This is a genomic window from Azospirillum brasilense, from assembly GCF_008365405.1.
Lineage (GTDB): Bacteria > Pseudomonadota > Alphaproteobacteria > Azospirillales > Azospirillaceae > Azospirillum > Azospirillum brasilense_D.
This window is the reverse complement of record NZ_QOKV01000001.1, coordinates 512,194-536,907: the sequence shown is the minus strand read 5'-3', so window position 1 is coordinate 536,907 and position 24,714 is coordinate 512,194. Positions and strand designations below refer to the sequence as shown.

Sequence of the window (24,714 nt, the reverse complement as noted above, 5' to 3'; positions counted from 1 at the left end):
GGCGGTCATGGCCACGCTCATCATCACGGAAAAATCCAGTCAGGCAAAGGACCTGCGCGCCGCGCTGGGGGATCGCTACGGGCGCATCCTGCCGGCCGAGGGACACCTGCTGCGTCTGGCCGAACCGGACGAGGTCAACCCGGACTGGAAGCGCTGGGCGCCCACCCTGCTGAAGCCCGACGGACTCTACCCGACCCGGCCGGACAGCGGCGGTAACAAAACGGCGAAGCTGGCGGCCATCAAGGCGGCGCTGAAGGGCTGCGACCAGGTCATCCTCGCCACCGACTGCGACCGCGAGGGGCAGTTGATCGGCCAGGAGATCCTGGAGCATCTGGGCTTCCGCGGGCGGGTGCAGCGCGCCCTGTTCACCGCCCAGGACCCCAAGACGATCCGTGACGCCTTCGCGAAGCTGAAGCCGAACACGGAGCTTCGCCCGCTCTACGAGGCGGCGGTGGCCCGCCAGCAGGCCGACCAGATCTTCAACCTCTCCCTGACCCGCACGGCGACCAAGACGCTGCTGGCGCCGGGGACGCGCGGGGTGATCGGCATCGGGCGGGTGAAGACGCCGACCCTGTCCATCGTCTGCCTGCGCGAGCTGGAGATCCGCAACTTCAAGCCCGAGGATTATTTCGAGGTCGTGGCGACGGCCACCGCCGCGGGGGGCTCCTTCCTGATGCGCCACGCCCCGCTACCGAAGGACCGCATCAAGGACCGCGCCCGCGCCGAGGCCATCGCCTGCGCCGCCGACGGCCATGGCGGCCCGCTGTCGGTGACGGTGGAGGACCGGCGGCAGGCCCCGCCGAAGCTCTACGACCTGCCAGCGCTCCAGAAGACCTGCGGCCAGCGCTGGGGCTGGACCGCCGACCGCACGCTGGAGGTCGCGCAGGAGCTTTACGACGGCGAGGGCAAGAAGCTCATCACCTACCCGCGCGCCGAGGCGCGCCACCTGTCGGAGAACCAGATCGCCGACGTTCCGGCGATCACCGGAGCGCTGACCCGGCTGCGCGGCTTCGCCCATCTCGACCTGTCCCGCCCGGTGATCCGCCGCGGCAAGTCCGGCCATTTCTGCGACAAGGCGCTGGAGGGCGTGTCGCACCACGCCATCGTACCCAATGTCAACGTGCTGGACGATCTGGAAAGCCGGCTGAACCGGCTGACCGACGACGAGAAGCGGCTTTATGCGCTGATCTGCCGCTCCTACCTCGCTGCCGTGATGCCCGACTACGAGTACCGGCAGACCACCGTCCTGATGAATGTGCCCGTCGAGGGAAAATCGGTGGTCTTCCGCGCGGTTGGGCGCATCCCCCTGAAGCTCGGCTGGAAGGCGGCCTTCGGCTCCGCCGAGACGGACAGCAAACCCGACGAGAAGGAGGAGGAGCAGACCCTGCCCCCGCTGACCGACGGCGAGCCGGCCCGCCTGTCCGAGCCACGTGTGGAGGCCAAGCGGACCCAGGCGCCGCCGCGCTACAACGAGGGCACGCTGGTCGACGCCATGCAGAACGCCTGGCGCTTCGTCGAGGACCCGGCGTTGCGCGACCGGCTGAAGGAGGCCAAGGGCATTGGCACCCCGGCCACCCGCGCCGAGATCATCAAGGGCCTGCGGCGGCAGAACCTGCTGGGCGCCGACGGCAAGTGGCTGGTGCCCACCCCCGCCGGGCTGCAATTGTTCGAGACCCTGCGCGGCGCCGCCCCCACCCTGGTCGATCCCGGCACCACCGCCCTGTGGGAGATGCGGCTGGACGAGGTGGTGGTCGGGCGCGCCGACTTCCGCACCGTCATCGACGGCATCGCCGACGAGGCCGGGCGGCTGATCGGTGTGCTGGTCGGCAACCGGGGGCCGGCGGTGGATCTCGGCGTGCGCAGCGGTCCGATCCGCGCCGGACGGGGCGCCGGCCGCCGCCGCTCCGCCAGCCCGCGCGCCGCCGGTGCCGCACCGCGCACGCGCATCCGCAAGACGGCGGTCGCTGCCGTCGGCATGGACGGCGAAGCGCCGAAGACGCCCCGGCGCAGCCGCAAGGCGAAGGCCGCGCCGGAGGTTCCCGACTCGATCGCTCCGGTCGCCGACGCTGTCCCGCCGGCCCCCGCCGCACCGTCGAGCGGCGCACGGCGCAAGGCCCCGACGGACAAGATGGTCGCCTTCGCCCGCAGCCTCGCCGACCGCAAGGGTGTAGAGCTGTCGGACACGGTGCTCCAGGACTTCGATTCCTGCCGCCAGTTCCTGGACCAGCACGCGCGCTGAGCGCCTGATTGCCCCCACCCCGGCCCTCCCCCCGCTGCCGCAGGGGAGGGTTAGGGAGGGGGCACGACTTCCCACAAACCGCCCGAATCATGCCCCCACTGTGGCCCAGGCCACAGCGGCGGGGGCGGCATCCGCCTACCCTCTCCTCCACGGACATCGAGCCACACACGGCCCCACACCCCGGAGGAGACCCAGCCCATGCGCCGCCTGACCCTGATCGCCGCCGCTGCCGCCACGCTGCTCGCCGCCCCCCACGCCTTCGCCAACGATCTCAAGACCGGTGGCATGCCGGTCAACCCGATGATGATGCAGCCGGGCTTCGGCAGCCCCTTCGCCGCGGCGCCCTCCCTGTCCAGCACCAACGTCGGCGTCGCGACGAACCTCGCGGCAGGCATCGGCAACAAGGCCAAGCAGAACGTCTTCACCATGCAGCAGGGCACCGGCGGGTCGCTGGTGAACACCAACGTCGGCGTCGCCACCAACGTCGCCGCCGGCATCGGCAACAAGGCCAAGCAGAACGTCACCGGCGTCACCTTCGGCTTCGGCAAGGGCGGGCTGCTCGACACCAACGTCGGGGTGACGACCAACGTCGCCGCTGGCATCGGCAACGCCGCCGGGCAGAATCTGTTCGGTTTCAAGGCCCAGTGATCCACCCATCCGGCGCCGCCGATCCATCCGGCGGCGCCCCTTTCCGGATTCCTCATTGGAGGACTGCCGTCATGCTCCGCTTCGCCCTGCCGGTCTTCGGTGCGCTCGCCGCCATCCTGGCCCTGGCCGGAACCCCGCAGACCGCCGCCGCCGAAAACCTCGCCTGCCAGACGGTCAATGGAAAAACAGTGTGCAGCCGCGGCTCGGGCTCCCTGTCGTGCCAGACGGTCAACGACCGGACGACCTGCGTGACCGGGCCGGGCGCGCTGACCTGCGAGACCGTCAACGGTCACACGGCCTGCCGCCGCGGGCCGTCGCAGCCGGACCTGAAGCTGATGCCCATGCCGCCGCTTCCACCACAAGCCGCGCCGATGCCCGATCACCCCTTCGGCAAGAACTTCCCTTTTGAGGAAGACGTGTAAAGCGCCCCAACTGTGGCCCGCCTCACAGCGGCTCCCCGCCCGGGCGCCCTAGGATCAGCGCACACCGCCGAACAGAGGAGCCCCCGCCATGATCCGCATCCGCCGCCTCGCGCCGCTGCTGTCCGGCCTCGCCGCCCTGGCGCTGCTGGGCGGAACCGCCGCCGCCCAGGATGCCGGCGGCTTCTCCGTCAATCCGCAGCTGGGTGCGGCGGTCGGCATGTCGATGGGGATGGGCATGGGAATGCCCCCGCTGCTGCCCCGCCAGCCCGTCTTCGTCAACGCCGCCCAGCGCGGCGCGCCTCCGGGGGCGACGGTGACCAACCCCAACGTCAGCCGGCAGGCCAAGCATCAGCAGGCCATCGCCAAGATCCGCGGCGACGCCGGCTTCCTGGGCGGCTTCAACAAGGGTCAGGCGCTGGCCGCCAGCCGCCAGCCGCCGCCGGAACCCATCGTGCCGAACTTCACCTTCATCGACGCGCCCTTCATCGTGAACAACTTCGACAGCTCGCTGGCCCTGTCCTTCGGCGACAGCAACGTGACGGAACAGTTCATCTTCCAGGGTGCGGACGGGTCGACCGGCGGCGGAGGGGGCACAGACCAGGCCGGCGCATCCTCTCCCGCGAGCGAGACGCCCGCCCCGGTGCAGGCCCCGCCACCGGTGCAGGCCAAAGCACCCACGCCGAAGCCCCAGCCGGGCGTGACCACCGGCAACGGCGGCCCGCCGCCCGAGGGCTTCTTCGACCCGGTGATGAGCAATTTCGGCCCGCTGCCGCATCTGCCCGCGGCGTTGGCCAGCGGCGGTATCCAGTTCAACAACGTCGGAAGCGCCTTCAACGCCGCCATCGGACAGGGCAACCTCGCCACCCAGCAGATCACCAGCATCCAGGGCAAGAAGGGCAAGCGCTGAGGGTTCCATCCAATCCCTCTCCCGCCCCGGGAGAGGATGCCCGCGACAGCGGGCTTTCGCGCTGGCTGAAAGCCAGCGCTGACGCGGCAGGCGGACCTTCGGTCCGCCGAGAGCGGGTGAGGGTCGAGCGAGGATCAACGCGCCGATCCTTGGCCGCACCCTCACCCTTCCCACGCCTGCGGCGCGGGCCCCTTCCCTCTCCCGGGACGGGAGAGGGGCCATGAAGACAAAAGAAAAGCCCCCTTGCCGGCGGCAAGGGGGCTTTCTCCGTTCAGGGTTGCGAGGTTACGCGGCGACCGGCTCGTTGGCGGCCTTGGCCGGGGTGGCGGCGGGCTGGACCACGCCCTGCGGGGCGGGCAGCGGCGCCGGGCGCGGGGTGCCGGCGGGCAGCATGTCGCCGATCGCGAGGCCCACGGCCATCAGGTTCGGAACGGCCATCGCGGTCAGCAGGATCGCCCACAGCTCCAGCGACAGGGTGCCCAGCGGGTTGGCGAACCACGCGGTCACCGCGGAGACCAGCAGCGCACCCGACAGCCAGGCTTCCGGCTTGGCGCAGAAGGCTCCCTGGGTCCGCTTGCCGCCCTTGGCGGTGACGCGGAAGGCATCGCGCTTGCGGACCACACCGCGCAGGGCGGCGAGCGCCACCGTGGTGGACAGCGCCATGCCCACGGCGCAGGCCCCGAAGCTCTCCTTCCACGAGTTGCCGGAGGCGTAGCGCGACGCCAGCAGGCTCGACCCGGCGCGCAGGACCAGGGCGCCCAGCACCGCGGCGGTGGCCTGGACCGGCGGCAGGTGCAGCGGCAGGACCAGCGAGGCGAAGGTCCAGGTGACCGCCGCACCGGCGGCCAGCACGCCCACCGCGTCGGACCACCAGCGCGCCCAGTTGGTCAGGTAGCCGATCTTCTGGCCGACCGTCAGCTCCGTGGCGCCGGGCAGGAACTTCCGCCAGTGGGCGCGCAGGATTTGGGTGGAGCCGAAGACCCAGCGGTCGCGCTGCTTGCGGAACTGCATGAAGTTGTCGGGGGCGAGGCCCTGGCCCAGCCGCTCGTCCGTGTAGGCGGCACGGTAGCCGGCCGACAGGATGCGGATGCCCAGCTCCGTATCCTCGCAGATGCCCTCCTCCGACCAGCCGCCGACCTGTTCCATGGCGGAGCGGCGCAGCATGATCATCGTGCCGTGGCAGACGAAGGCCTGGGAGGTCAGACCCTCCTGCATGCCGACGTCGAAGAAGGGGCGGTACTCGGCGGTCATGGCGGCCTTCAGCGGCGTCTCATGGCCGTCGCGGTGCTCCTGCGGGGCCTGGACGATGCCGACGCGCGGGTCGGCGAAGGTCGGGGCCAGCTTGTTCAGCCAGTCCGGCTCCACCGTGTAGTCGGCGTCGAGCACGGCGACGATCTCGGCGCGCGGGTCGGTGTGGCGCAGCGCGGCGTTCAGCGCGCCAGCCTTGAAGCCGGAAATCTTCTTGTACCAATGGAACTTGAACTTCGGACCCAGCTCGGCGCACAGCTCCTCGACCGGGCGGACCAGCGCCTCGTCCTCGGTGTTGTTGATGAGGACGACGACCTCGTAGTCCGGGTAATCGACGCGGGCCAGCGAGGTCAGCGTGGCGGCCAGCACGTCCGGCTGCTCGCGGCAGGCGGCGATGTGCACGGACACCATCGGCTTGTGCTCCGGCACCGCGGGAACCCGCGGCAGCAGGGACGGGGCGCGGCCGGTGAACAGGCGGCGGGCCACCTCGGTCAGGTCGGCGAAGGCCACCGACATCATCAAGGCACCCAGCAGGAAGGCGGAGCCCCAGGTGGTCGCGGCGCCGAAGGTGAAGTATTCGGCGTAGGCGCCGGCGACGGCCGAGCCGACGCCGAAGCCGACGATGTTGGCGCCCACCGACGCGGCCAGCGCGTAGGTCATGTTGGTGCGGCGGCGGAAGGCGGCGAAGGCCGACAAAGCGAGGCCAAGGGCCAGCGCCACGGCGGCGCCCGCACGGTCGCCCCAGGGGGCCGGGACGTCGCCGGCCAGCGGCCATTTCGGCGCGCGGTCGGCGTCGAGCACGCCCCAGGTCGGGCCCGGCGAGCCTTCGATGCTGGACTTCCACACGCCGTCGAACGCCTCGACCACGTTGTAGTCGATGCCGAGCATCCCCGCCTCGGCGGCGAAGTTGCGGACGACGAAGGCCTGGGCCTGCGGCGTCGGGTAGGCGTCGTGGAAGTTCTCGCCGCCCGACGGCCAGCCCACCTCGCCGACGAACAACGGCTTGCCCGGATGCGCCTTGCGCACGGTGTCCAACCGGTCGCGAATCCAGGTCAGCGCGTTCTCCACGGGCACGCCTTCCCAGTAGGGCAGGACGTGGACGCCCATGTAGTCGGAGGCCGCGATGGTCTCCTTCGCCTTGACGATCTCCGACCACACGTCGGCGGTGCCGACCTTGATGTGCTTCGGCACGCCGGCGCGGACGCGGCGGATGTAGGAGGCCAGCTCCGCGTCGGTCAGCTCGGCGCGCAGCAGCGTCTCGTTGCCGACCACCACGCGCTCGATGCCGCGCACGGTGCGGGACAGCACGATGGCGCGGGCGACCTCACGCTCGTTGCGGGCCTTGTCGTCGCTCAGCCAGACGCCCAGCGTGACGTCCAGGCCGTGCTTGGCTGCGATGGCCGGCACGTCGCCCTGGGAGCCCAGCGTGGAATAGGTGCGCACACCGTCGGCGAAGCCGGCGATGGCGGTCATGTCGCGGTCCAGTTCCACCGCATCGACCACCGGCTGGTGGTTCGGGTCGTAGCTGCGGCCCGACGGGGAGTAGGAGACGGATTCGATGCGACCCGGCACGGCGTCCACAGGAGTGGGCGCGTTGCGCCAGGACCAGAAGGACGCGTGGCCGGCAGTCACGGCGAGCATCGCCGCGGCCAAGGCCGCAGACCGGATCGAACGCTTCGGGTTGCTCATGTGGGGATTTCGCAAGCCTGGGTGGGATGGGTGGCGGGCGCCACCGGACACACAGACGAACGTGCGCTGCAAAAAACTATTCCCGCACCCGCGTCGATTTTTTTTTCCGTCCACCGCCGGGGTTACCAAATCGGGAACGGCGACCGCTCCGCTCCTGTTGGCTTCACCAACCGCAACGACGGGAGACGACGAAATGACCGGCAAAAAGGTCGATGTGACCGCGCTGGAGGAAACGATGGACGAGGTGGTCGAAACCCTCGACCTCGCCGAGCAGGCCGCCGGCTATGTCCGGAAGGAGAGCACCGATCCCATGGACCAGGCCCGCGCCGCCGCGGTGCAAAAGCAGGCCGAAGCCATGCTCGACGCCGCCGAACAGGCCGCAGCGGGAGACCGTCCGCAGCGCAGCAACCCCTCCCCCCTGCCGGGCATGCGGCGCCCGCCCTCCCTCATCAATTGACGATCATTCGGCAAGGAGACATTCATGGCCGGCAAGCATGAACAGAGCCCCGAACACCGCAAGGCCCACGATCTCGCTGAAGAGGCCATAGAGACGGCGGCCCAGGGCGATACGCGCAAGGCCAAGGGCTTGGCGGACGAAGCCAAAGCCATCGACCCGAAGATCGACCGGGAGATGGCGCGCGAATTGGAAGATGACCGCCGTCAGGCCGAAAACTACAAGGGGAAGGCGGGCGAAGCCCCCTGACTCCTTATTCCCGGCTTTCCTGGGGCGGTGGCCCACCCGCCATCTGCCCCTGTCCCTCCGGGCACAAATCCAGCAACGCGCAGCGCTCGCAGGCCGGGTTGCGGTGGAAGCAGACCCGCTGCCCGTGCAGCATCATCACCTCGTGGTGGTCGTAGATCTGCTGGGCCGTCCACTCCGGGGGAAGCCGGGCCTCAAGGATGGTGTGCGACGGGCCGACCGCCACGCTGGGCGGGATCAGCCCGGTGCGCACCGCGACGCGGTGATGGTGGCTGTCCACCGGCAAAGCGGGACGGCGCAGGCTGCTGAAGCTCATCACCGCGGCGCTGGTCTTCGGGCCCACGCCGGGAAGCGTCTGCAGCCAGGCCCGCGCCTCCGGCACCGTCATCTCCGCCAGGAAATCCAGGGAGAGTTCGCCGCGCAACTCGGTGATCCGGCGAAGGATCGCCTGAATGCGCGGCGCCTTCTGCTCCGGCCATGTCACCCCGGCGATGACCGTCTCGACCTCCGCCGGGTCGGCGTCGCGCACGGCCGCCCAATCCTCCCCCCAGCGCGCCCGCAAGGCGCGGAAGGCCGCGCCGGACACCGCGTTGCGCGTGCGGTGCGACAGCAGCGAGGACACCAGTTCACTGAGCGGGTCGAGCGCACGGAAATAGGCGATCGGACAGCCGAAGATCAGGCAGAGCCGACGATGAATCTCCAGCAGCTTCTCGTCCGGCAAAGCTGAGGGGACCGAAGCTGTCGGCGACAGGGCAAAGGACGCCTGCTCGTCACTGGCCTTGAGGCGACGCCTCACGGGGCCGTCACACCGCCGGACCGGCCGCCCTCCGGAAGCATCAACCCTTCGTCGGCCGCCATGGCGCGGGCGCGGGGGTCGGCCTGCACGGCGCGGGCGGTGCTGCGGGCGCGCTCCTGGACCCGACGGAAGGCGCGGAGCAGGGCTTGGGCCTCCGCCCGCTCCTGCGCGTCGCGCCGCGACTCCGCCGCTTCCGACGCGGCGATCTTGCCGGCGGTGGAGCGCTGAGTCTCGCTGTAGCCGAACAGTCCGGGCTCCCAGCGCTTGAGGTTGGCGTAGGCCAGGGCGCGGGCGTTTGCGTCCAGCCCCTGCCCCTCCTCCCACGCGGCGCGGGCGGCGTGCAACTCGTCGGCCAGCACCCGCTGGGGCGGGCGCGGTGGTGGTGGCGGCGGCTGATGCAGCCGGGTGCGCGCCGCCCTCAGGGCGGCCACGCGGTCCGGATCGTCACGCCAACGACGGGCGTCCGCGGCGGCGTCGCGCCACGCGCCGATGAGCCGTTCCGGATCGGGCGCGGTGTCCCGCTTCGTCGATGCCATGGCCCTCCCCGCTGCAAGGGAAACGAACGCAGTGCTTTCGTTCTCAAGGATCTATGCCACGGGCGGGCGAAGGCCAGACCGGGAAGGGCGGTAACCCCGAGGGTACGGTCAGTCCGCCGCCTTACCCAGCAGATAGTCGATGTCTCCGCCTTCAAGTGCACTGATGAGACCGCTGCCCTCGATGGTTGCGTCGGACAGATTGCCTTTGCGCCGTTGCAAGTCGAGAATGCGCTCCTCCACCGTGTCGGCGGCGATCAGCTTGTAGACGAAGACCGGTTTGTCCTGCCCGATTCGGTAGGCGCGGTCGGTCGCCTGGTCCTCCGCCGCCGGGTTCCACCAGGGATCGTAGTGGATCACCGTGTCCGCCGCCGTCAGGTTCAGGCCGCGCCCGCCCGCCTTCAGGCTGATGAGGAAGACCGGCACCTCGCGGTTCTGGAAACGGTTCACCGGCTCCGCGCGGTCCAACGTGCGCCCGGTCAGCTCGACATAGCCGATCGTCGCCTCCTCCAGCCGCAGCTTGATGAGGTCGAGCATTGAGGTGAACTGCGAGAAGATCAGGATGCGCCGGCCTTCCGGCACCATCTCCAGCACCATGTCGGTCAGGGCGTCGAGCTTGGCGGTTTCCTTCACTTTGCCGGCGGCGGGGATCTTGACCAGACGCGGGTCGCAGCAGACCTGCCGCAGCTTCAGGAGCGCGTCGATGATGGTGATGGCGTTGCGCGACACGCCGCTGACCGCCAGCGCCGCCCGCACCGTCTCGTTCACCGACAGGCGGATGGTCTCGTAGAGGTCGCGCTGCGCCGGTTCCAGGTCGATGCGCACCACCACCTCGGTCTTCGGCGGCAGTTCCTTGGCCACCGCCTCCTTGGTGCGGCGCAGCAGGAAGGGGCGGATGCGGCGCATCAGCTGCTTGGCGCGGGTGCCGTCGGCGCGCTTCTCGATGGGCGTGCGGTAGCGGCGCCCGAACTCCTTGCGGTCGCCGAGCAGGCCGGGCATCAGGAAGGCGAACTGGCTCCACAGCTCGCCGAGATTGTTTTCCACCGGCGTGCCGGACAGGCAGAGCCGGTTGCGGGCGTTCAGCGCGCAGACGGCGCGGGTCGCCTTGCTGTCCGGATTCTTGATGGCCTGCGCCTCGTCGAGAATCAGCGTGTGCCAATCCCGGCGCTTCAGCACCTCGACGTCGCGGCCGACCACGCCATAGGTGGTCACCACGATGTGGGCACGGTCGAGGTCGCCCAGCTTCTCGTGGCGGTCCAGACCGTGCAGAACGACCACCCGCAGGTGCGGCGTGAAACGCTGTGCCTCGGCCACCCAGTTGGGGACGAGGCTGGTCGGAACGACGACGAGGCAGGGGTCGGTCAACCGCCCCTCCTGCTCCTCCATGGCGATGTGGGCCAGCGTCTGGGCGGTCTTGCCCAGGCCCATGTCGTCGGCCAGGATGCCGGCCACCCGGTTGGCCCGCAGCCCCTGCATCCAGGCCAGACCGACGCGCTGGTAGTCGCGCAGCGTGCCCTGGAAGCCCGGCGGCGGGTCCATCTCCGCCGGCATCTCCTGCTCCTGGATGGTGCGCAGGTAGCGGTCGATCTGGCCGGTGTCCTCGGTGCGCCGCGCGATCAGGTCGTCGATGTCCAGCAGGCCGTCGGCCTCGGTCAGCGGCACCTTCAGCGTGTCGTCGAGCCGCCGCCCGCTGTCGAGCATGGATTCCAGGACGCTGAGCAGCCGTTCGACCCGCTCCGCCGGCAGGGCCAGCACGTTGCCGTCGTCCAGCACCAGATGGGCGCGCCCGTCGATGACGCGGGTCGCGTCCATGCCGCCGCGCTCGATCAGGGTCGCCAGGATGGGCAGCAGGGCGCGGCGCTCCCCGTCGATCTCCACGCCGACGTCGAGGTCGAACCAGCCGTCGCCGGAATCGCGCACGGCGACCGCGACATCCTCGTTCGCCTCGACGACGCGGGTGCCGAAGTCGGCGCCGATCTCGACGGTCCAGCCGTCCTTGCGCAGGGCCGGCACCTCGGTGGTGAGGAAGGCCGACCAGCGCTCGTCGGCGTCCTTGCCGGTCAGCCAATGGACGCGGGTGCCGCGGGCGTTCAACTGGCCCTTGGGCGGCTCGATCCGCGCCTGGGCAAAGCCGAAGGCGGCGAGACGGTCGAGCGCGCCCTGCTCCAGCGCCTTGTCGCGGCGGACGAAGACGGCTCCGGCGGGCTCCTCGACGCGGGCGAACTGGCGCTGGTCGTCGGGCTCGATCTCCGAGGGGGAATCATCCTCGCCATAGTCGAAGGCCAGCCGCAGCACGTCCACCAGACCGCCGTCCGGCGACACCACCCGGCCCAGCCGGGCGACGACGCGCGGGTCGCGCTCGACGATGGTGGCGGCGGGGTCGGAGCCCATGCGCACGCCGCCGGGCATGCCCGCGGCGAAAGCGGAGGCCGCCGGGAAGTCCGGGCGCTCAGGCGCCGATCGCACCGGCGCGGGCCGGCCCAAGGCCTTCAAAGGCGATGCCTTCAGGGACGCCGCCTTCGAAAGAGTTGTCTTCGCAGCGGGCGGAGCGACAGGGGCCTTGGGCTTCGGCACCTCGACGACCTGCAACTCGACCGGGCAGACGGTGCCGGCCTTCGGATCGACGCACCAGTAGCCCAGCCCCTTGATCAACGCGGCGCCGGGCGGCAGGCCGGTCGGGTGCAGCTTGCGCGTTGCCGGATCACGGAAGGCGCGGATGGTCATCCCCACTCCCTCCGTCAGCACCGTGCCGCCGCGCCAGCGCAGCCGCCCGCAGCCGAGCAGACGGCGCAGGATGCGATCCACCACGTCGCCGCGGCTCTTGGCGACCGGCGTGCGCACCACCCCGCCGCCGCCGAGCATCCGGGCGATGGCGCGGTCCACGTCTCCGTCCAGGCTGCGCGGCGCGCGGGCCAGCACGTCGCGCGGGCTGGCCGGGGTGGAGACGTCGTCGCCCTCCCCCGCCCCCTCCACCGCGATGACGGCGGAGACGAACATGGCCGCGTCGTCCTTCCCCGGCTCCAGGGTCCAGCGGACGCTGAGCACCGGATCGGGGGGTGGTGGGGGTGGCTCCGGAACCGACGGCGGTGCGGGAGCCGGTTCCGGAACCGCCAGGAGCGCCGGCGGCTCCGCGACCGGGGGCGCGTCGAACAGGGACATCTGCCGCCCTTCCGGACGGGCGTCCAGAGTCATCAGCGCCGCCGCGGCCATGTGGGCGCAGGCGTTCCGCCCGCAGGTGCAGCTCTTGTCGAAGACCACCCGGCTGCGCCCGCGCACCGGAACGACCGTCACCGACAGGGTCCGGCCGAGGTCGGTCACCGTGGCGGCGATCCGCGCCTCCGCCTCCAGGAGCGTCACCGCCCCGGTCAGGATGAGCGTGCGGCCGCGCTGCAGCGTCTTCGCATCGAAGACGCGCGCCAGATCCTCCTGCGAAAAGGAGACCGTCGCGCTGGCGGTGGCGGCGGCGCGTGGAAGGGAGCCGAACAGCGACATGGGGCGGAAGGGATACCGAAAAAACAGAACGGGTCAGGAACGGGGGCGTCGGTATAAGCCCACACCATGCCCCGTCGCAAGCCCGCTCTCAACCCTCAACCGACCCCGCAAGGCAAACATTCCGGTTGCCAAGTCCAGGGAAGACCAAAGGCGGACCGCATCGGCATCCGGCAAGGAAAACGCGCTCTACAGCCGTTCAAGAAAACTGTTCAGTGGCGGCATCGGGCTGCAGACCGGTGATTCCTCACGGAGCAGATAGGCGAAATGCTTCAGCATCGGCTCCGCGTTGGTGCGATCGCCGAGCGCGTAGGTGGCGACACCGAACAGAACGACCAGGGCGAGGACCAGCGGGCTGAGGTTCAGGCGCGACGGGGTCAGCCGGTTGAAGCTCTGCGCGAAGGCCGCCACCGCCAGCCCGCCGAGGACGAGCCCGACCACCACCTCCGTCACCGAATGGTAGCGCAGCAGGATGCGCGACGCCGCGACGCCCCCCACCAGCCCGAGGGCGCCGAGGACCACCACGCCACGCCGCCAGCCGTCCAGCGAGCGCGCCGCCATCACCCCGACCGCCCCGTAGACGGCGGCGGCGAGCGCGGCGTGGCCGCTGGGGCTGGTCAACCGGTCGTCGAACAGGCGGATGCCGCAGGCATGCCCCAGGATCTTCAGAAGCGCCACCGAGCCCATCAGCATGGCCAGCACGGCCAGCCAGCGCGCCGCCGAGACCGCCGAATGGCGGCGCCACAGCATCACGATCAGGATGCCCGCCACCGGAAGCACGAAGGACGTGCTGCCGAGAAGCGAGATCGCCTTGTTGACGTGCCAGAGGTTCAGATGTCCCACGGTCCTCGCCGCTCCCTTTCCATTCAGCGCATGCGAACGAGCATCCCGTCACGGTAGTTCCAGGCCGCGGTGCTCTTTCCGTCGGACGCCGGCAGCGAAACGGTCAGCGTCCGGTCCGCCTGCTCCACCTTCGGCGCATCGCTGCAGGTCCCGAAGGGCAGCGAGACGGAGGCCTTGGCCCCGCCGAGGTCGAGCACGCGGAAGCGCGCGGCGCACTTGCCGTCCACGCTCTCCTGCAGCAGGACCAGCCAGCGCCCTTCCATGTTGTAGGCGTTCACGAAGGACAGGGTGCGCCCCTCGCGGTCCTCATAGACGACACGATCGTTGACGGTCACCTGGATGACCTTCGGACCGAGTTCGACCATCTGGACGACCTCGTTGCCGATGGCCGCGGACACCAGGACCGCAGCACCGGCCCGGTCGTCCGCCGCCTGCGCCATCCCGGTCGCCGCCGTCAAGGAAAGCGCCATCAGCGAACCCACCGGCCCCATAACGGCGCGGCTCAGAAACGTCATGCCCATAGCTGTTCTCAAATGCCCTTCTGGCTGGTCGCTCTCCACGCCAAGGTAAGCCCAACCGCCGCCATTCTGTAGTCCGTCAAAGGGCTGACATCCGCTTGCCGGAAAAATTTCACGAGCCGGACGATTTTGGTTGCCTTCCGGTCACGTCCCGATTAAAAACCGCGCCACCGCAGACGACGGCCTTGCCGCCGCCGCGGCAGAGAGAAGCGCCCGTAGCTCAGCTGGATAGAGCACCAGACTACGAATCTGGGGGTCAGGAGTTCGAATCTCTTCGGGCGCGCCACTCTCCTCTTCTCCTGCAAAGTTCCACAATGCTTCGCTGAACGCGGTTGGATCAGGCGATCCGACGGCGTTATTGTCGTTTTTGGCGGTCGTCGCGCCCGCCGCCGCGGGTGTGTTGGAGGGCAGGAAGCCGTCATGACGGGACCATGGATGGCCACGCGGCTGGCGAAGCAGGACTTACCGGTCCTCGCGGCCCTTCTCGCCACGGAAGGCTTGCCGAACCAGGACATCACCGCCGCAGGGCGGCTCTTCTGGCGCGTGGACGCCCCCGATGGGCTGCTGGGTTACGGCGGCTTGGAGGTTTATGGGCGCGACGGGCTGCTCCGCTCGGTCGTCGTGCCGCCGGAGCGCCGCCGCAAGGGCGACGGCTGCGCGGTCGTGGAGGCGATCTCCCGAGAGGCCGTGTCGCTCGGCCTGGAGCGGCTGTGGCTGCTGACCATCGGCGCCGCCGACTTCTTCGAACGCATCGGCTTCACGCGCGCGGAACGCGCCGCCGCGCCGCCGGCCATCCGCGCCAGCGCGCAGTTTGCCGGACTGTGCCCCGGCAGCGCAGTCTGTCTGCGCCGCGACATCGCCCCGCTTGCGGCGGGAATGGGCGGCCAGCGAAAACCGTAAGGAATTGGTGGGCCCGGCCGGATTCGAACCGACGACAACACCGTTATGAGCGGCGCGTTCTAACCGCTGAACTACAGGCCCCCACCAAGGGAGGCCGAATGTGCCCAGAACGGGACACTTATGCAACCCCGTTCAACAGAGACCAAAGCCCAAAATGAAAACAGGGGACCCGAAGGCCCCCCGCTTTCCACACAACCGCAATCCGTGCGGAGCTTGCGCTCCCGGAAACCTCAGGTATCGAGGAAGCTGCGCAGCTTGCGCGACCGCGACGGGTGCTTCAGCTTGCGCAGGGCCTTCGCCTCGATCTGGCGGATGCGCTCGCGCGTCACGTTGAACTGCTGGCCGACCTCTTCCAGCGTGTGGTCGGTGTTCATGCCGATGCCGAAGCGCATGCGCAGCACGCGCTCCTCGCGCGGGGTCAGCGAGGCCAAGACGCGGGTCGTCGTCTCGCGCAGATTCGCCTGGATGGCGGCGTCGAGCGGCAGCACCGCGTTCTTGTCCTCGATGAAATCGCCGAGATGCGAATCCTCCTCGTCGCCGATCGGCGTTTCGAGGGAGATCGGCTCCTTGGCGATCTTCAGGACCTTGCGGACCTTCTCCAGCGGCATCATCAGGCGTTCCGCCAACTCCTCCGGGGTCGGCTCGCGGCCGATCTCGTGCAGCATCTGGCGGCTGGTGCGGACCAGCTTGTTGATCGTCTCGATCATGTGGACCGGGATGCGGATGGTCCGCGCCTGGTCGGCGATCGAGCGGGTGATCGCCTGACGGATCCACCACGTCGCGTAGGTCGAGAACTTGTAGCCGCGCCGGTACTCGAACTTGTCCACCGCCTTCATCAGACCGATGTTGCCCTCCTGGATCAGGTCCAGGAACTGCAGGCCGCGGTTCGTGTACTTCTTCGCGATGGAGATCACGAGGCGCAGGTTGGCCTCGACCATCTCCTTCTTCGCGCGGCTCGCCTCCTTCTCGCCCTTCTGGACGGTGGAGACGATGCGGCGGAACTCGCTGATCGGCAGCTTGGCCTCATCCGAGATGCTCGACACGCCGTCGCGCGTCTTGCGGATGTCGGCCTCGTACTTGTCGTAGAACTTGCCCCAGGTCTTGGGGTTCAGGCCGCGGATGCGCTCCAGCCAGTTCGGGTCGAGTTCATGCCCGAAATAGTGGTTGAGGAAATCCTCGCGCTTCACGCGGCAATCGGTCGCCATGCGCAGCAGCTTGCCTTCGAAGCCGGTCAGCTTGCGGTTCAGGGCGTAGAGCTGCTCGACAAGCTGCTCGATGCGCTGGTTGTTCAGGCGCACCGTGTTCATCAGCTCGACCATCTCGGTCTTGAGCTTGTCGTACTTCTTGTCCGACTGCTTGGCCACGTCCTCGCCGCGCTGGATGGCCGCGATGCGGCCCTCGTGCAGCTTGTGCAGCTTGTCGTAGGTGGTCTTGATCTTCTCGAAGGTCTCGATGACCTGCGGCTTCAGCGCGGCTTCCATGGCCGACAGGGACAGGCTGTTGTCGCCGTCCTCGTCGCCTTCCTCCTCGCTTTCACCTTCGGGGCGCGGCGGACGCTCCTCATCGGTCGTCTCCGGAGCGGCTTCCACCGGCTCGGCCAGACCTTCGGGAATCTCCTCACCGTCCGGGCCGCCGCCATAGGTGGCGTCCAGGTCGATGATGTCGCGCAGCAGCATCTTCCCTTCCATGAGGGCGTCGTGCCACTCGAGGATGGCGCGGATGGTCAGCGGCGATTCGCAAATCGCCCCGATCATCATCTCGCGCCCGGCCTCGATGCGCTTGGCGATGGCGATTTCGCCCTCGCGGGACAGCAGCTCGACCGATCCCATCTCGCGCAGATACATGCGCACGGGGTCGTCGGTGCGGCCGATGTCGTCGTCGTCCAGATTGCCGGCGGACCGGCCCTCGCCCTCGCCGTCGGCGTTGGCGTTGCCTTCCGCGTCCTGCTCTTCCGATTCGACGATGTTGATGCCCATCTCGGAGAGCATGGCCATCGTGTCTTCGATCTGTTCCGAAGACGACGTATCCTGCGGCAGGGCAGCGTTCAGCTCGTCATAGGTGACGTAGCCACGCTCCTTGCCGCGGGCGATCATCTTCTTGACGGCAAGACCCATGCCGTCCATGAGCGGGCCGTCGCCGGCCTCGTCCCGGGCTTCGGAAACTTCAACGCTGTTCGCAGCTTTCGTGGCCATGCGATCGATGCCCCCGCATTACCCCATTATAAAAACCCATAGCACGCATCGCAGCGGCCCCCCGCTGTCGATCCGCACCTGCTTAAACCGGTTGTGAACCGTTCCGGAGCTTGTCCGGCCAGACCCTTCCAGGTCTCATTCCCTCCGGCCCTTCCCTTCCGCACCACGCCCGGCGGCGCCGGCCGCTAGGCATCGTCGAGATCCTCGTCATCCGTCATACCCATTCCGGACCTGATGACCTCCTGTTGAAGGGCCACGACCCGCGCGAAGTTCGCCTCGCTGTTGTCACGGGCCAAAGCCGCCTCCGCTTCTCTCAAATCGGCCATCACCTGCCTGTGATGCAGGTGATGCCATGTCGGCCACCACCCCCGTTTCGCGTCCAAGGAGGACGCATCCGGGCGTGCAAAGCCGGCATGGACATAGGTCGACTCGCTGAGCAGAGAGCGGACAATGGTATCATAGCCGGCGGAAGACAAGTGGCGACAAAGCGATGCGGCGTCAAGTCCCGAGTCGTTTTCCCGCCGTTCGGCAAGCAATCCAATGACCGCTTGGCGCAATTCCTCCAATTCCCGGTCGGGAAAAGGCAGCATGCCCAGCGATTCCCCCAACTCATCAAACAGTTCGGGGTGATTGATGATCACGGCGAGCAGAACGCGCTCCCGCGCCGCGGCGAGATTGCCGGGGTTGCGGCGGCGGTGGCCGGGCGGCGGCGCGGTGCGCAGGCCCGGCAGGCCCGGCGTGTGCCGGCGCGTCTGCTGGCCGAAACGCCCGCCCTGCCCCCCGCCCTGCCATTGCCCTGCAGGAACCCAGGGGCCGCGCTCATTGCGCGGACGCGGCGGCGGGGCGAAGGCCTCGTCGACGCGGCGGCGCATCTCCGTGCGGTAGAAGGACTGAACGTCGCGGTCGGCGATCTGCCCGACCCGCGCGTCCAGGGCGGCCTTCACCGCCGCCTTCGATTCGGGGGTGCCGGTGGGCTTGCCCTCGGTCTCCATGCGCCAGACCGCCTCGGACAGCGGAATGGCCTCGCCGAGCACCTCCTGCATGGCGCGGGAACCATGCAGGCGGATCAGGCTGTCGGGGTCCTCCCCCTCCGGCAGGAAGGCGACGCGGGCGGAATGGCCGGGGGCGAGGTGCGGCAGGATCCGTTCAACCGCCCGCCACGCCGCCCGGCGCCCGGCGTTGTCGCCGTCGAAGCAGAGGAAGGGCACCTTCTCGGCGTCGGGAATCAGCTTCCACAGCTCCTGGATCTGCGTCTCGGTCAGGGCGGTGCCGAGCGGCGCCACCGCGCCCTCGAAGCCGGCACGGACCAGCGCGATGACGTCCATGTAGCCTTCGGCGACGATCACCGGCTTGCCGTCCGCCGCCGCCTGCCGCGCCCGCGACAGGCCGTACAACAGCGTACCCTTGTGGAACAGCGGCGTGTCGGCGGTGTTGACGTATTTCGGGCCGTCGCCTTCCAGGATGCGCCCGCCGAAGGCGACCACCCGGCCGCGCCGGTCGGTCACCGGGAAGATCACCCGGTTGCGGAAAAAGCTGTAAGGCGTGCGCCCGTCCTCCGGCCGCTTGAGCAGGCCGGCGGTCACCATGTCCTCTTCCGAGAAGCCCTGCTTCAGAAGCTGGCTGCGCAGTGCGCCGGAATCGCCGGGGGCGAAGCCCAGGCGGAAGCGCGCCATGCCGTCGGTGTCCAGCCCGCGGCGCTGGAAATACTCCAAACCGGCGCGGCCCGCGGGAGCGTAGAGCTGTTGCTCGAACCAGCGGGCGGCCTGCTCCACCAGATCGTGCAGCGTCTTGCGCCGCTCATAGCGCTGCTTGTCCTCCTCGGTGGCGCGGGGAACCGGCAGCCCCGCCTCGCCGGCCAGTGCCTCCACCGCCTCCGGGAAGGCGAGGTTGTCGTGGCGCATGACGAAGCCGATGATGTCGCCGTGCGCCCCGCAACCGAAGCAATGGAAGAAGCCCTTCTGGTCGTTGACGTAGAAGGAAGGCGACTTCTCGTTGTGGAAGGGGCACGGCGCCTTGTACTCGCGCCCGGCGCGGATCAGGCGCAGACGCTTGCCCACCACGTCCGACAGGGCGAGACGGGTGCGGAGCTCTTCCAGGAATTGGGGCGGGAAGGCCATGGGCGGGCGGCACCCGTGCTAGATCGGAAACCGCACCGTCAGCAAGCCGACAGCTGCTGCTTCACGGTGCCGCTGACCTTGGCGAAGTCCATCTGGCCGGCGTAGCGGGTCTTCAGCTCCGCCATCACCTTGCCCATGTCCTTGATGCAGGTGGCGCCGATCTCGTCCACCACCGTCTTCACGGCGGCGGCCACCTCCTCCTCCGACATCTGCTTGGGCAGGAAGCCCTCGATGATGGTGATCTCCTCGCGCTCCTGCTCGGCCAGTTCCAGGCGGCCGCCCTGCTCGTACAGCTTGATCGACTCGCCGCGCTGCTTGATCATCGTCTGCAGCATGGAGAGGATCTCGGCCTCGTCGATGCCGTCGGTAACGCCGCGCGTGCGCGCCGCGATGTCCCGGTCCTTCAGCGCGGCCAGGATCAGGCGCACGGTCGAGACGGCGCGCGGGTTCTTGGCGAGCATCGCCTGCTTCAAAGCCTCGTTCAGGCGCGTGCGCAGCATTGCGTGTGTCCTTCGTGTTCGTCAGGAGTGTTCGTCAGGTCGAAACGATCAATGGCCGCTCGGCAGCATCCGCAGCATCCCGATCCGTGGGATGGCGCGGGAGACGCGGCGCGAACCGGTAATATTCCTAAATTTGCGCCGGATTGCCACGTCAATTCCGAAGAGCCGCTTCACGCCCCCAACCGCCCTTCCAACAGCCAAGCCCCACCGGTGAAGCACGGCGATTATGCAAACGCGCCGCTGGAAATCGGGGTAACAATCGTCATATACGGTTGACCGGCTCACCCGTCCCGACTAATCGATCCAGGCTCAGACACCCGACCGCAAGGAAACGGGATGGAGGGGCGCGGACCGACGACGACGCGTGCGCCCAGCGGGGCGGGACGCGGCGCCGACGCTCCGCAAAGCAGGAATATGTGGCCCGCGGCGGCTCTTGATAAGGTCTGAAGGATGGCTCAATCGACTCTCCCGGCGGGCGATGCCGGCGCTTACACCGGTGTCCTGGTTCTGGCCGATGGCACCGTCTTCAAGGGCCGAGGCATCGGTGCGGTGGGGGATTCGGTGGGCGAGGTGTGCTTCAACACCTCGATGACCGGCTATCAGGAAATCCTGACCGACCCCAGCTACGCCGGGCAGATCATCACCTTCACCTTCCCCCACATCGGCAACACCGGGGCCAATCCGGAAGACATCGAGACGGTGACCCCCGCCGCGCGCGGCCTGATCCTGCGCGCCGACGTCACCGACCCGTCGAACTGGCGCGCCACCCGCCACCTCGACGACTGGCTGAAAAGCTACGGGCTGGTCGGTCTGGCCGGGGTGGACACCCGTCGCCTGACCCGCCGCATCCGCGACCTGGGCGCGCCGAACGGCGTCGTCGCCCACGCGCCGGACGGCCGGTTCGACCTCGACGCGCTGGTCGCCAAGGCCAAGGGCTGGCCGGGGCTGGAGGGCATGGACCTCGCCAAGGACGTCTCCTGCCGCCAGACCTACGGCTGGGATGAGGGCGCCTGGACGCTCGGCTCCGGCTACGCCACCCAGGAGAGCGCGCGCTTCCATGTCGTGGCGATCGATTTCGGCGCCAAGCGCAACATCCTGCGCTGCCTCGCGGCGGCCGGCTGCAAGGTGACCGTTGTTCCGGGCACCGCCACCGTCGAGGACGTGATGCGCCACAAGCCGGACGGCGTCTTCCTGTCGAACGGCCCCGGCGATCCCGCGGCCACCGGCGAATACGCCGTGCCGACGATCAAGGGCCTGCTGGACACCGGCCTGCCGATGTTCGGCATCTGCCTGGGCCACCAGATGCTCTCGCTGGCGCTGGGCGCCAAGACGAAGAAGATGCCGCTGGGCCACCGCGGCGCCAACCATCCGGTGAAGGATCTGGCCTCCGGTCGGGTGGAGATCACCAGCCAGAACCACGGTTTCGTGGTGATGGAGGAGACCCTGCCCGCCGACGCCGAGGTGACCCACGTCAGCCTGTTCGACGGCACCAACGAGGGCATCCGGTTGAAGAACAAGCCGGTCTTCTCGGTGCAGTATCACCCGGAGGCCTCGCCCGGTCCGCAGGACAGCCACTATCTGTTCGACCGCTTCGTGGCGCTGATGGACGGCAAGCAGCCGGCCTGACGCCCGGCGGACACACCGGTCGATGACAAAAAGGGAGCCGCTTGCGGCTCCTTTTTCGTGTTCGGGTGTCCGGACACGCAGAGCCGCCGCCCCTCTCCTTTTTCGCCCAACCGTCATCACCCGATCGGGCGGTCTGGCCGGTTTTCCACTCCCTTCGATAAAAACCCTGCTCCGTCAAAGGTGTGTCCTTTGCTGCCGGACTCTGCGATGGTTACGGGCGCGCCCCTCGCCATGCATACCGGAGCATGACATCCCTTGCCTGTGCACGCTCAGGATGACAACGCACCCGCCGTGAACAACGGCGGCCTGGGCGATGACCAAGCCCAGGCCGGCGGCCTGTCGCTTCGCACCGGGCTGGTGCTGCTGGTCATGGCGGCGCTGCTGCCGATGCTGGGATTCGCCGGCTGGACGGTCTTCCGCATGGCCGAGACGCAGAGCGCCGCGATCGAGCGGTCCGGCCAGGATCTGGCGCGGACGCTGGCCGTCGCCGTCGACCGCGAACTCATGGCGATGGAAACGGCGCTCCGGGTCCTGACGACCTCCCCCCACCTGGAGAAAGGCGATCTCGCCGCCTTCCACCGGCAGGCCACCGAGCTGCTTCAGCACAAGGGCGCCCGGCGCGAGGGCGTCCACATCGTGCTGAGCAACGCCCAGGGCCAGCAACTGATCAACACGCGCCGCCCGTTCGGCGAGACGCTTCCCCGCACCGCGGTGACGGGCCTCGTCCGACGGACGGCGGACAGCGGACAGACCCAGATTTCCGAGATCTTCACGGGTGTCGTCGCCCAACGCCCGCTGGTCGCCGTCGCGTTGCCGATCACGCGGAACGGACCCTCGGAGCATGTGCTGGCCATGAGCATCCCGACCGAGATGTTCATCGAGGTGCTGCGCCAGCAGAGCCTTCCGGAGGGATGGATCGCCGCCCTGTGGGACCGGCAGGGCGTCGTCATCACCCGGACCGCGGCCTCCGACACCTTCACCGGCACGCCGATTTCAGCGGAGGTGTTCCGCCGGACCGCCTCGGCGAGTTCCGGGACCTTCACCGCCGTGGCACGCGACGGCACGCCGCTGTTCAACGCCTTCGCCCGGTCGGAGCTGTCGGGCTGGACCGTCGCCGTCGGCGTCCCGCAGACGCTGATCGCCGAGCCCATGCGCCGCTCGGTCGCACTGGTGTTGTGCGGCGGCGGCATCCTGCTGCTGGTCAGTCTGGCGATGGCCCTGGCGGTCGGGCGGCGCATCGCCGATCCGGTCGCGGCGCTGGCCGGATCCGCCCTGGCGCTGGGGCGCGACGGCCCGCACGCCGCGCCGGTGATGACCGCCCCCGCACCGATCCGCGAGGTCAACGCGGTGGCCGGCGCGCTGAACCGGGCGGCCCGCCGCCTGCGCGACAGCGAGGCGCAGCAGCGGCTGGTCATGGAGGTCGTCGGGCTGGGCGTCTGGCGCTTCGACATGCGCAGCCGCCGCTTCCACGGGTCGGACCACACCGCGGCCCTGCTGGGCGTCCCGGTGCTCGACGGAGCCTCGGTCGAATCCTGGATTCGCAACGTCGCGGCGGATCACCGCAACGCCATCCGCGCCGCCCTTTTCCGCGACGCCCCGTCGAAGGGCGAGTTGGAAGCAGAGTTTCCCGTAGGCTCCCCCGACGGACAGGTGCGCTGGCTGGCCATGCGCGGCTCCTGCCTGACCGACCCGGACGGCACCACCCGCGCCGTCGGCATCCTGGAAGACGTGACGGAGCGGCGGCGCGCCCACGAGATGCAGCTGGGCGAGCTGGTGGACCGCCACGCCTCCGACCGCCGGCTGTTCGCCGCGATCATCGAAAGCTCCACCGACCTGATCGTCGCGGTGGACCAGGAATGTCGTTACATCCTCTTCAACGGCGCCTACCAGCGGGAGGTCGAGGCGCTGTACGGCCACCGCCCGGCCATCGGCCAGCGCCTTCTGGAGATGATGGAGCATTTGCCCACCGCGCAGGTCACCGCGGAGTCCCTGTGGAGCCGCGCGCTCGGCGGGGAGCGCTTCACCATCGTGGAGGAGCTGGGCGACCCCACGTTGCAGCGCAAGCGCTACGAACTGGCCTTCGGCACCATCCTGGATTCCAGCGGACGGCGCATCGGCGCCTATCACGTCGCCCGCGACGTCGAGGAGCGGGAGCGCACCGGCCAGGCCCTGCGCGAGATCGAGGAGACGCTGCACCAGGCTCGCAAGATGGAGGCCATCGGCCAGCTCACCGGCGGCATCGCCCACGACTTCAACAACCTCCTCCAGGCCATCGGCACCTCGCTCTACCTGCTGCGCGCCGCAGGGGAAAGCGGTGGAGCCACCCACCCCCAGGCCTTGGACATGGCGGAGAAGGCGGTGGAGCGCGGCGCCACGCTGACCCAGCATCTCCTGGCCTTCTCCCGCCGGCAGCGGCTGGAGCCGAAGACGGTCGACGTCGGCGCCCTGGTCACCGGGATGGGCGGGCTGCTGGAACGCACGCTGGGCGGAACCACGCGCATCGTGACGGAGACGGACCCCAGCCTGTGGCCGGCGCGGGTCGACCCGAACCAGCTCGAAATGGCCATCCTCAACCTCGCCATCAACGCGCGGGACGCCATGGCGGCGGGCGGCACCCTGACCATCCGCACCGGCAATTGCCCGGACGACATGGAGGGACGGCCGCTCGACCTTGCCGCCGGGGACTGCGTGTCCATCGCCGTCGCCGACACCGGCAGCGGGATGAGCGAGGAGACGGCGGCGCGCGCCTTCGAGCCCTTCTTCACGACGAAGGGCGTCGGGCACGGCACCGGCCTGGGCCTGTCGATGGTGCACGGGCTGGCCGCGCAATCCGGCGGGACGGTGGTCCTGACGACCCGGCTGGGCACCGGAACGACGGTCACGCTCTATCTGCCGCGGGCCGACGCCGAGGAGGAGGCGGGCCAGGACGCCGAGCCGCCCGCCGCCCTCCAGTCCCCGCCCCGCCCCGCCACCATCCTGCTGGTGGAGGACGAGGCGCTGGTCCGCATGGCGACCGCAACGGTTCTGGAGCATGCCGGTTTCCGCATCATGGAGGCGTCCAGCGGCCCCGACGCGCTGGACGCCTTCACCCGCGAACCGGAGGTGGACCTCGTGCTGACCGATTACGCGATGCCCGGCATGACGGGGTTGGAACTGGTGCGGGAGTTGCGCGCCCGGCGCCCCGGCCTGCCGGTCCTGATGGTCACCGGCTATGCGGAGATCCAAAGGGCCTCGGCGCTGGACGGGATGCCCATCCTGCAGAAGCCCTATCAGGCCGACGAGCTGGTCGCCCGCATCCGCGCCGCCCTGCCCGCCGCGCCACCCGGCTGACGGCCGCCGCCCACTCG

The 24,714-nt window shown here is 69.4% G+C and carries 18 protein-coding genes and 2 tRNA genes; 10 read left to right on the top strand and 10 right to left on the bottom strand.

What is annotated here, in order from left to right; all coding sequences use genetic code 11:
* Positions 1-7 precede the first annotated feature (7 nt).
* The 4 genes from DS837_RS02590 to DS837_RS02575 all read left to right on the top strand — a co-directional run bounded on the left by DS837_RS02590 (position 8) and on the right by DS837_RS02575 (position 4,216).
* Positions 8-2,239 carry a type IA DNA topoisomerase gene (locus DS837_RS02590; RefSeq protein WP_149163278.1) on the top strand — a complete coding sequence of 744 codons (2,232 nt, stop codon included), beginning with the start codon at positions 8-10 and terminating at the stop codon, positions 2,237-2,239.
* Positions 2,240-2,437: 198 nt separating this feature from the next.
* Positions 2,438-2,887, top strand: coding sequence for a hypothetical protein (locus tag DS837_RS02585; protein ID WP_149163277.1), 450 nt, complete (start codon positions 2,438-2,440; stop codon positions 2,885-2,887).
* Positions 2,888-2,958: 71 nt separating this feature from the next.
* Positions 2,959-3,309, top strand: coding sequence for a hypothetical protein (locus tag DS837_RS02580; RefSeq protein ID WP_149163276.1), 351 nt, complete (start codon positions 2,959-2,961; stop codon positions 3,307-3,309).
* An 88-nt stretch (positions 3,310-3,397) separates the two neighbouring features.
* Positions 3,398-4,216 (top strand): hypothetical protein, encoded by an 819-nt coding sequence (locus DS837_RS02575; protein ID WP_149163275.1) that lies wholly within the window; start codon positions 3,398-3,400, stop codon positions 4,214-4,216.
* Between the two features lie 285 nt (positions 4,217-4,501).
* Here the strand turns inward: DS837_RS02575 and DS837_RS02570 are convergent, their stop codons facing one another.
* Positions 4,502-7,153, bottom strand: a complete 2,652-nt coding sequence (locus DS837_RS02570; RefSeq protein ID WP_149163274.1) for a glycosyltransferase — start codon at positions 7,151-7,153, stop codon at positions 4,502-4,504.
* 193 nt (positions 7,154-7,346) lie between these two features.
* On the opposite strand from DS837_RS02570, the gene DS837_RS02565 reads away from it, so the two are divergent.
* Both DS837_RS02565 and DS837_RS02560 read left to right on the top strand, forming a co-directional pair.
* Positions 7,347-7,610 carry a hypothetical protein gene (locus DS837_RS02565; protein ID WP_149163273.1) on the top strand — a complete coding sequence of 88 codons (264 nt, stop codon included), beginning with the start codon at positions 7,347-7,349 and terminating at the stop codon, positions 7,608-7,610.
* 24 nt (positions 7,611-7,634) lie between these two features.
* Entirely contained in the window at positions 7,635-7,856 is a 222-nt protein-coding gene (locus tag DS837_RS02560; protein WP_149163272.1) for a hypothetical protein, read from the top strand.
* 4 nt (positions 7,857-7,860) lie between these two features.
* Here DS837_RS02560 and DS837_RS02555 read toward each other — a convergent pair whose 3' ends face one another.
* The 5 genes from DS837_RS02555 to DS837_RS02535 form a co-directional block, all read right to left on the bottom strand.
* A complete protein-coding gene (locus DS837_RS02555; RefSeq protein ID WP_247889732.1) occupies positions 7,861-8,649 on the bottom strand; it encodes an endonuclease III domain-containing protein in 789 nt (262 codons plus the stop codon).
* The gene (locus tag DS837_RS02550; RefSeq protein WP_149163271.1) at positions 8,646-9,185 is read right to left on the bottom strand and encodes a hypothetical protein; all 540 of its coding nucleotides are present in this window, start codon (positions 9,183-9,185) and stop codon (positions 8,646-8,648) included. The genes DS837_RS02555 and DS837_RS02550 overlap by 4 nt, the downstream gene beginning before the upstream one ends.
* 108 nt (positions 9,186-9,293) lie before the next feature.
* Complete coding sequence (locus DS837_RS02545; protein ID WP_149163270.1) at positions 9,294-12,674, bottom strand: DEAD/DEAH box helicase; 3,381 nt, start codon at positions 12,672-12,674, stop codon at positions 9,294-9,296.
* Between the two features lie 186 nt (positions 12,675-12,860).
* Positions 12,861-13,514: a phosphatase PAP2 family protein gene (locus DS837_RS02540; protein ID WP_149163269.1), complete on the bottom strand. Its 654-nt coding sequence runs from the start codon at positions 13,512-13,514 to the stop codon at positions 12,861-12,863.
* Between the two features lie 23 nt (positions 13,515-13,537).
* Entirely contained in the window at positions 13,538-14,029 is a 492-nt protein-coding gene (locus tag DS837_RS02535; protein WP_170295710.1) for a hypothetical protein, read from the bottom strand.
* Between the two features lie 212 nt (positions 14,030-14,241).
* Here DS837_RS02535 and DS837_RS02530 point away from each other — a divergent pair.
* Positions 14,242-14,318: transfer RNA gene (locus DS837_RS02530), tRNA-Arg, on the top strand.
* Positions 14,319-14,452: 134 nt separating this feature from the next.
* Positions 14,453-14,932, top strand: coding sequence for an arsenic resistance N-acetyltransferase ArsN2 (gene arsN2 / locus DS837_RS02525; RefSeq protein ID WP_211102048.1), 480 nt, complete (start codon positions 14,453-14,455; stop codon positions 14,930-14,932).
* Positions 14,933-14,937: 5 nt separating this feature from the next.
* On the opposite strand, the gene DS837_RS02520 is transcribed toward arsN2, so the two are convergent.
* The 4 genes from DS837_RS02520 to DS837_RS02505 all read right to left on the bottom strand — a co-directional run bounded on the left by DS837_RS02520 (position 14,938) and on the right by DS837_RS02505 (position 19,741).
* A tRNA-Ile gene (locus DS837_RS02520) sits at positions 14,938-15,013 on the bottom strand.
* Between the two features lie 149 nt (positions 15,014-15,162).
* Complete coding sequence (gene rpoD / locus DS837_RS02515; RefSeq protein WP_149163267.1) at positions 15,163-17,124, bottom strand: RNA polymerase sigma factor RpoD; 1,962 nt, start codon at positions 17,122-17,124, stop codon at positions 15,163-15,165.
* Between the two features lie 185 nt (positions 17,125-17,309).
* Complete coding sequence (gene dnaG / locus DS837_RS02510) at positions 17,310-19,241, bottom strand: DNA primase (RefSeq protein WP_149163266.1); 1,932 nt, start codon at positions 19,239-19,241, stop codon at positions 17,310-17,312.
* Positions 19,242-19,279: 38 nt separating this feature from the next.
* Complete coding sequence (locus tag DS837_RS02505) at positions 19,280-19,741, bottom strand: GatB/YqeY domain-containing protein (protein ID WP_149163265.1); 462 nt, start codon at positions 19,739-19,741, stop codon at positions 19,280-19,282.
* A 450-nt stretch (positions 19,742-20,191) separates the two neighbouring features.
* Between DS837_RS02505 and carA the strand changes: the two genes are divergently transcribed.
* Both carA and DS837_RS02495 read left to right on the top strand, forming a co-directional pair.
* Positions 20,192-21,367, top strand: a complete 1,176-nt coding sequence (gene carA, locus DS837_RS02500) for a glutamine-hydrolyzing carbamoyl-phosphate synthase small subunit (protein WP_149163264.1) — start codon at positions 20,192-20,194, stop codon at positions 21,365-21,367.
* Between the two features lie 291 nt (positions 21,368-21,658).
* A complete protein-coding gene (locus DS837_RS02495) occupies positions 21,659-24,697 on the top strand; it encodes a response regulator (protein WP_170295709.1) in 3,039 nt (1,012 codons plus the stop codon).
* Positions 24,698-24,714 lie beyond the last annotated feature (17 nt).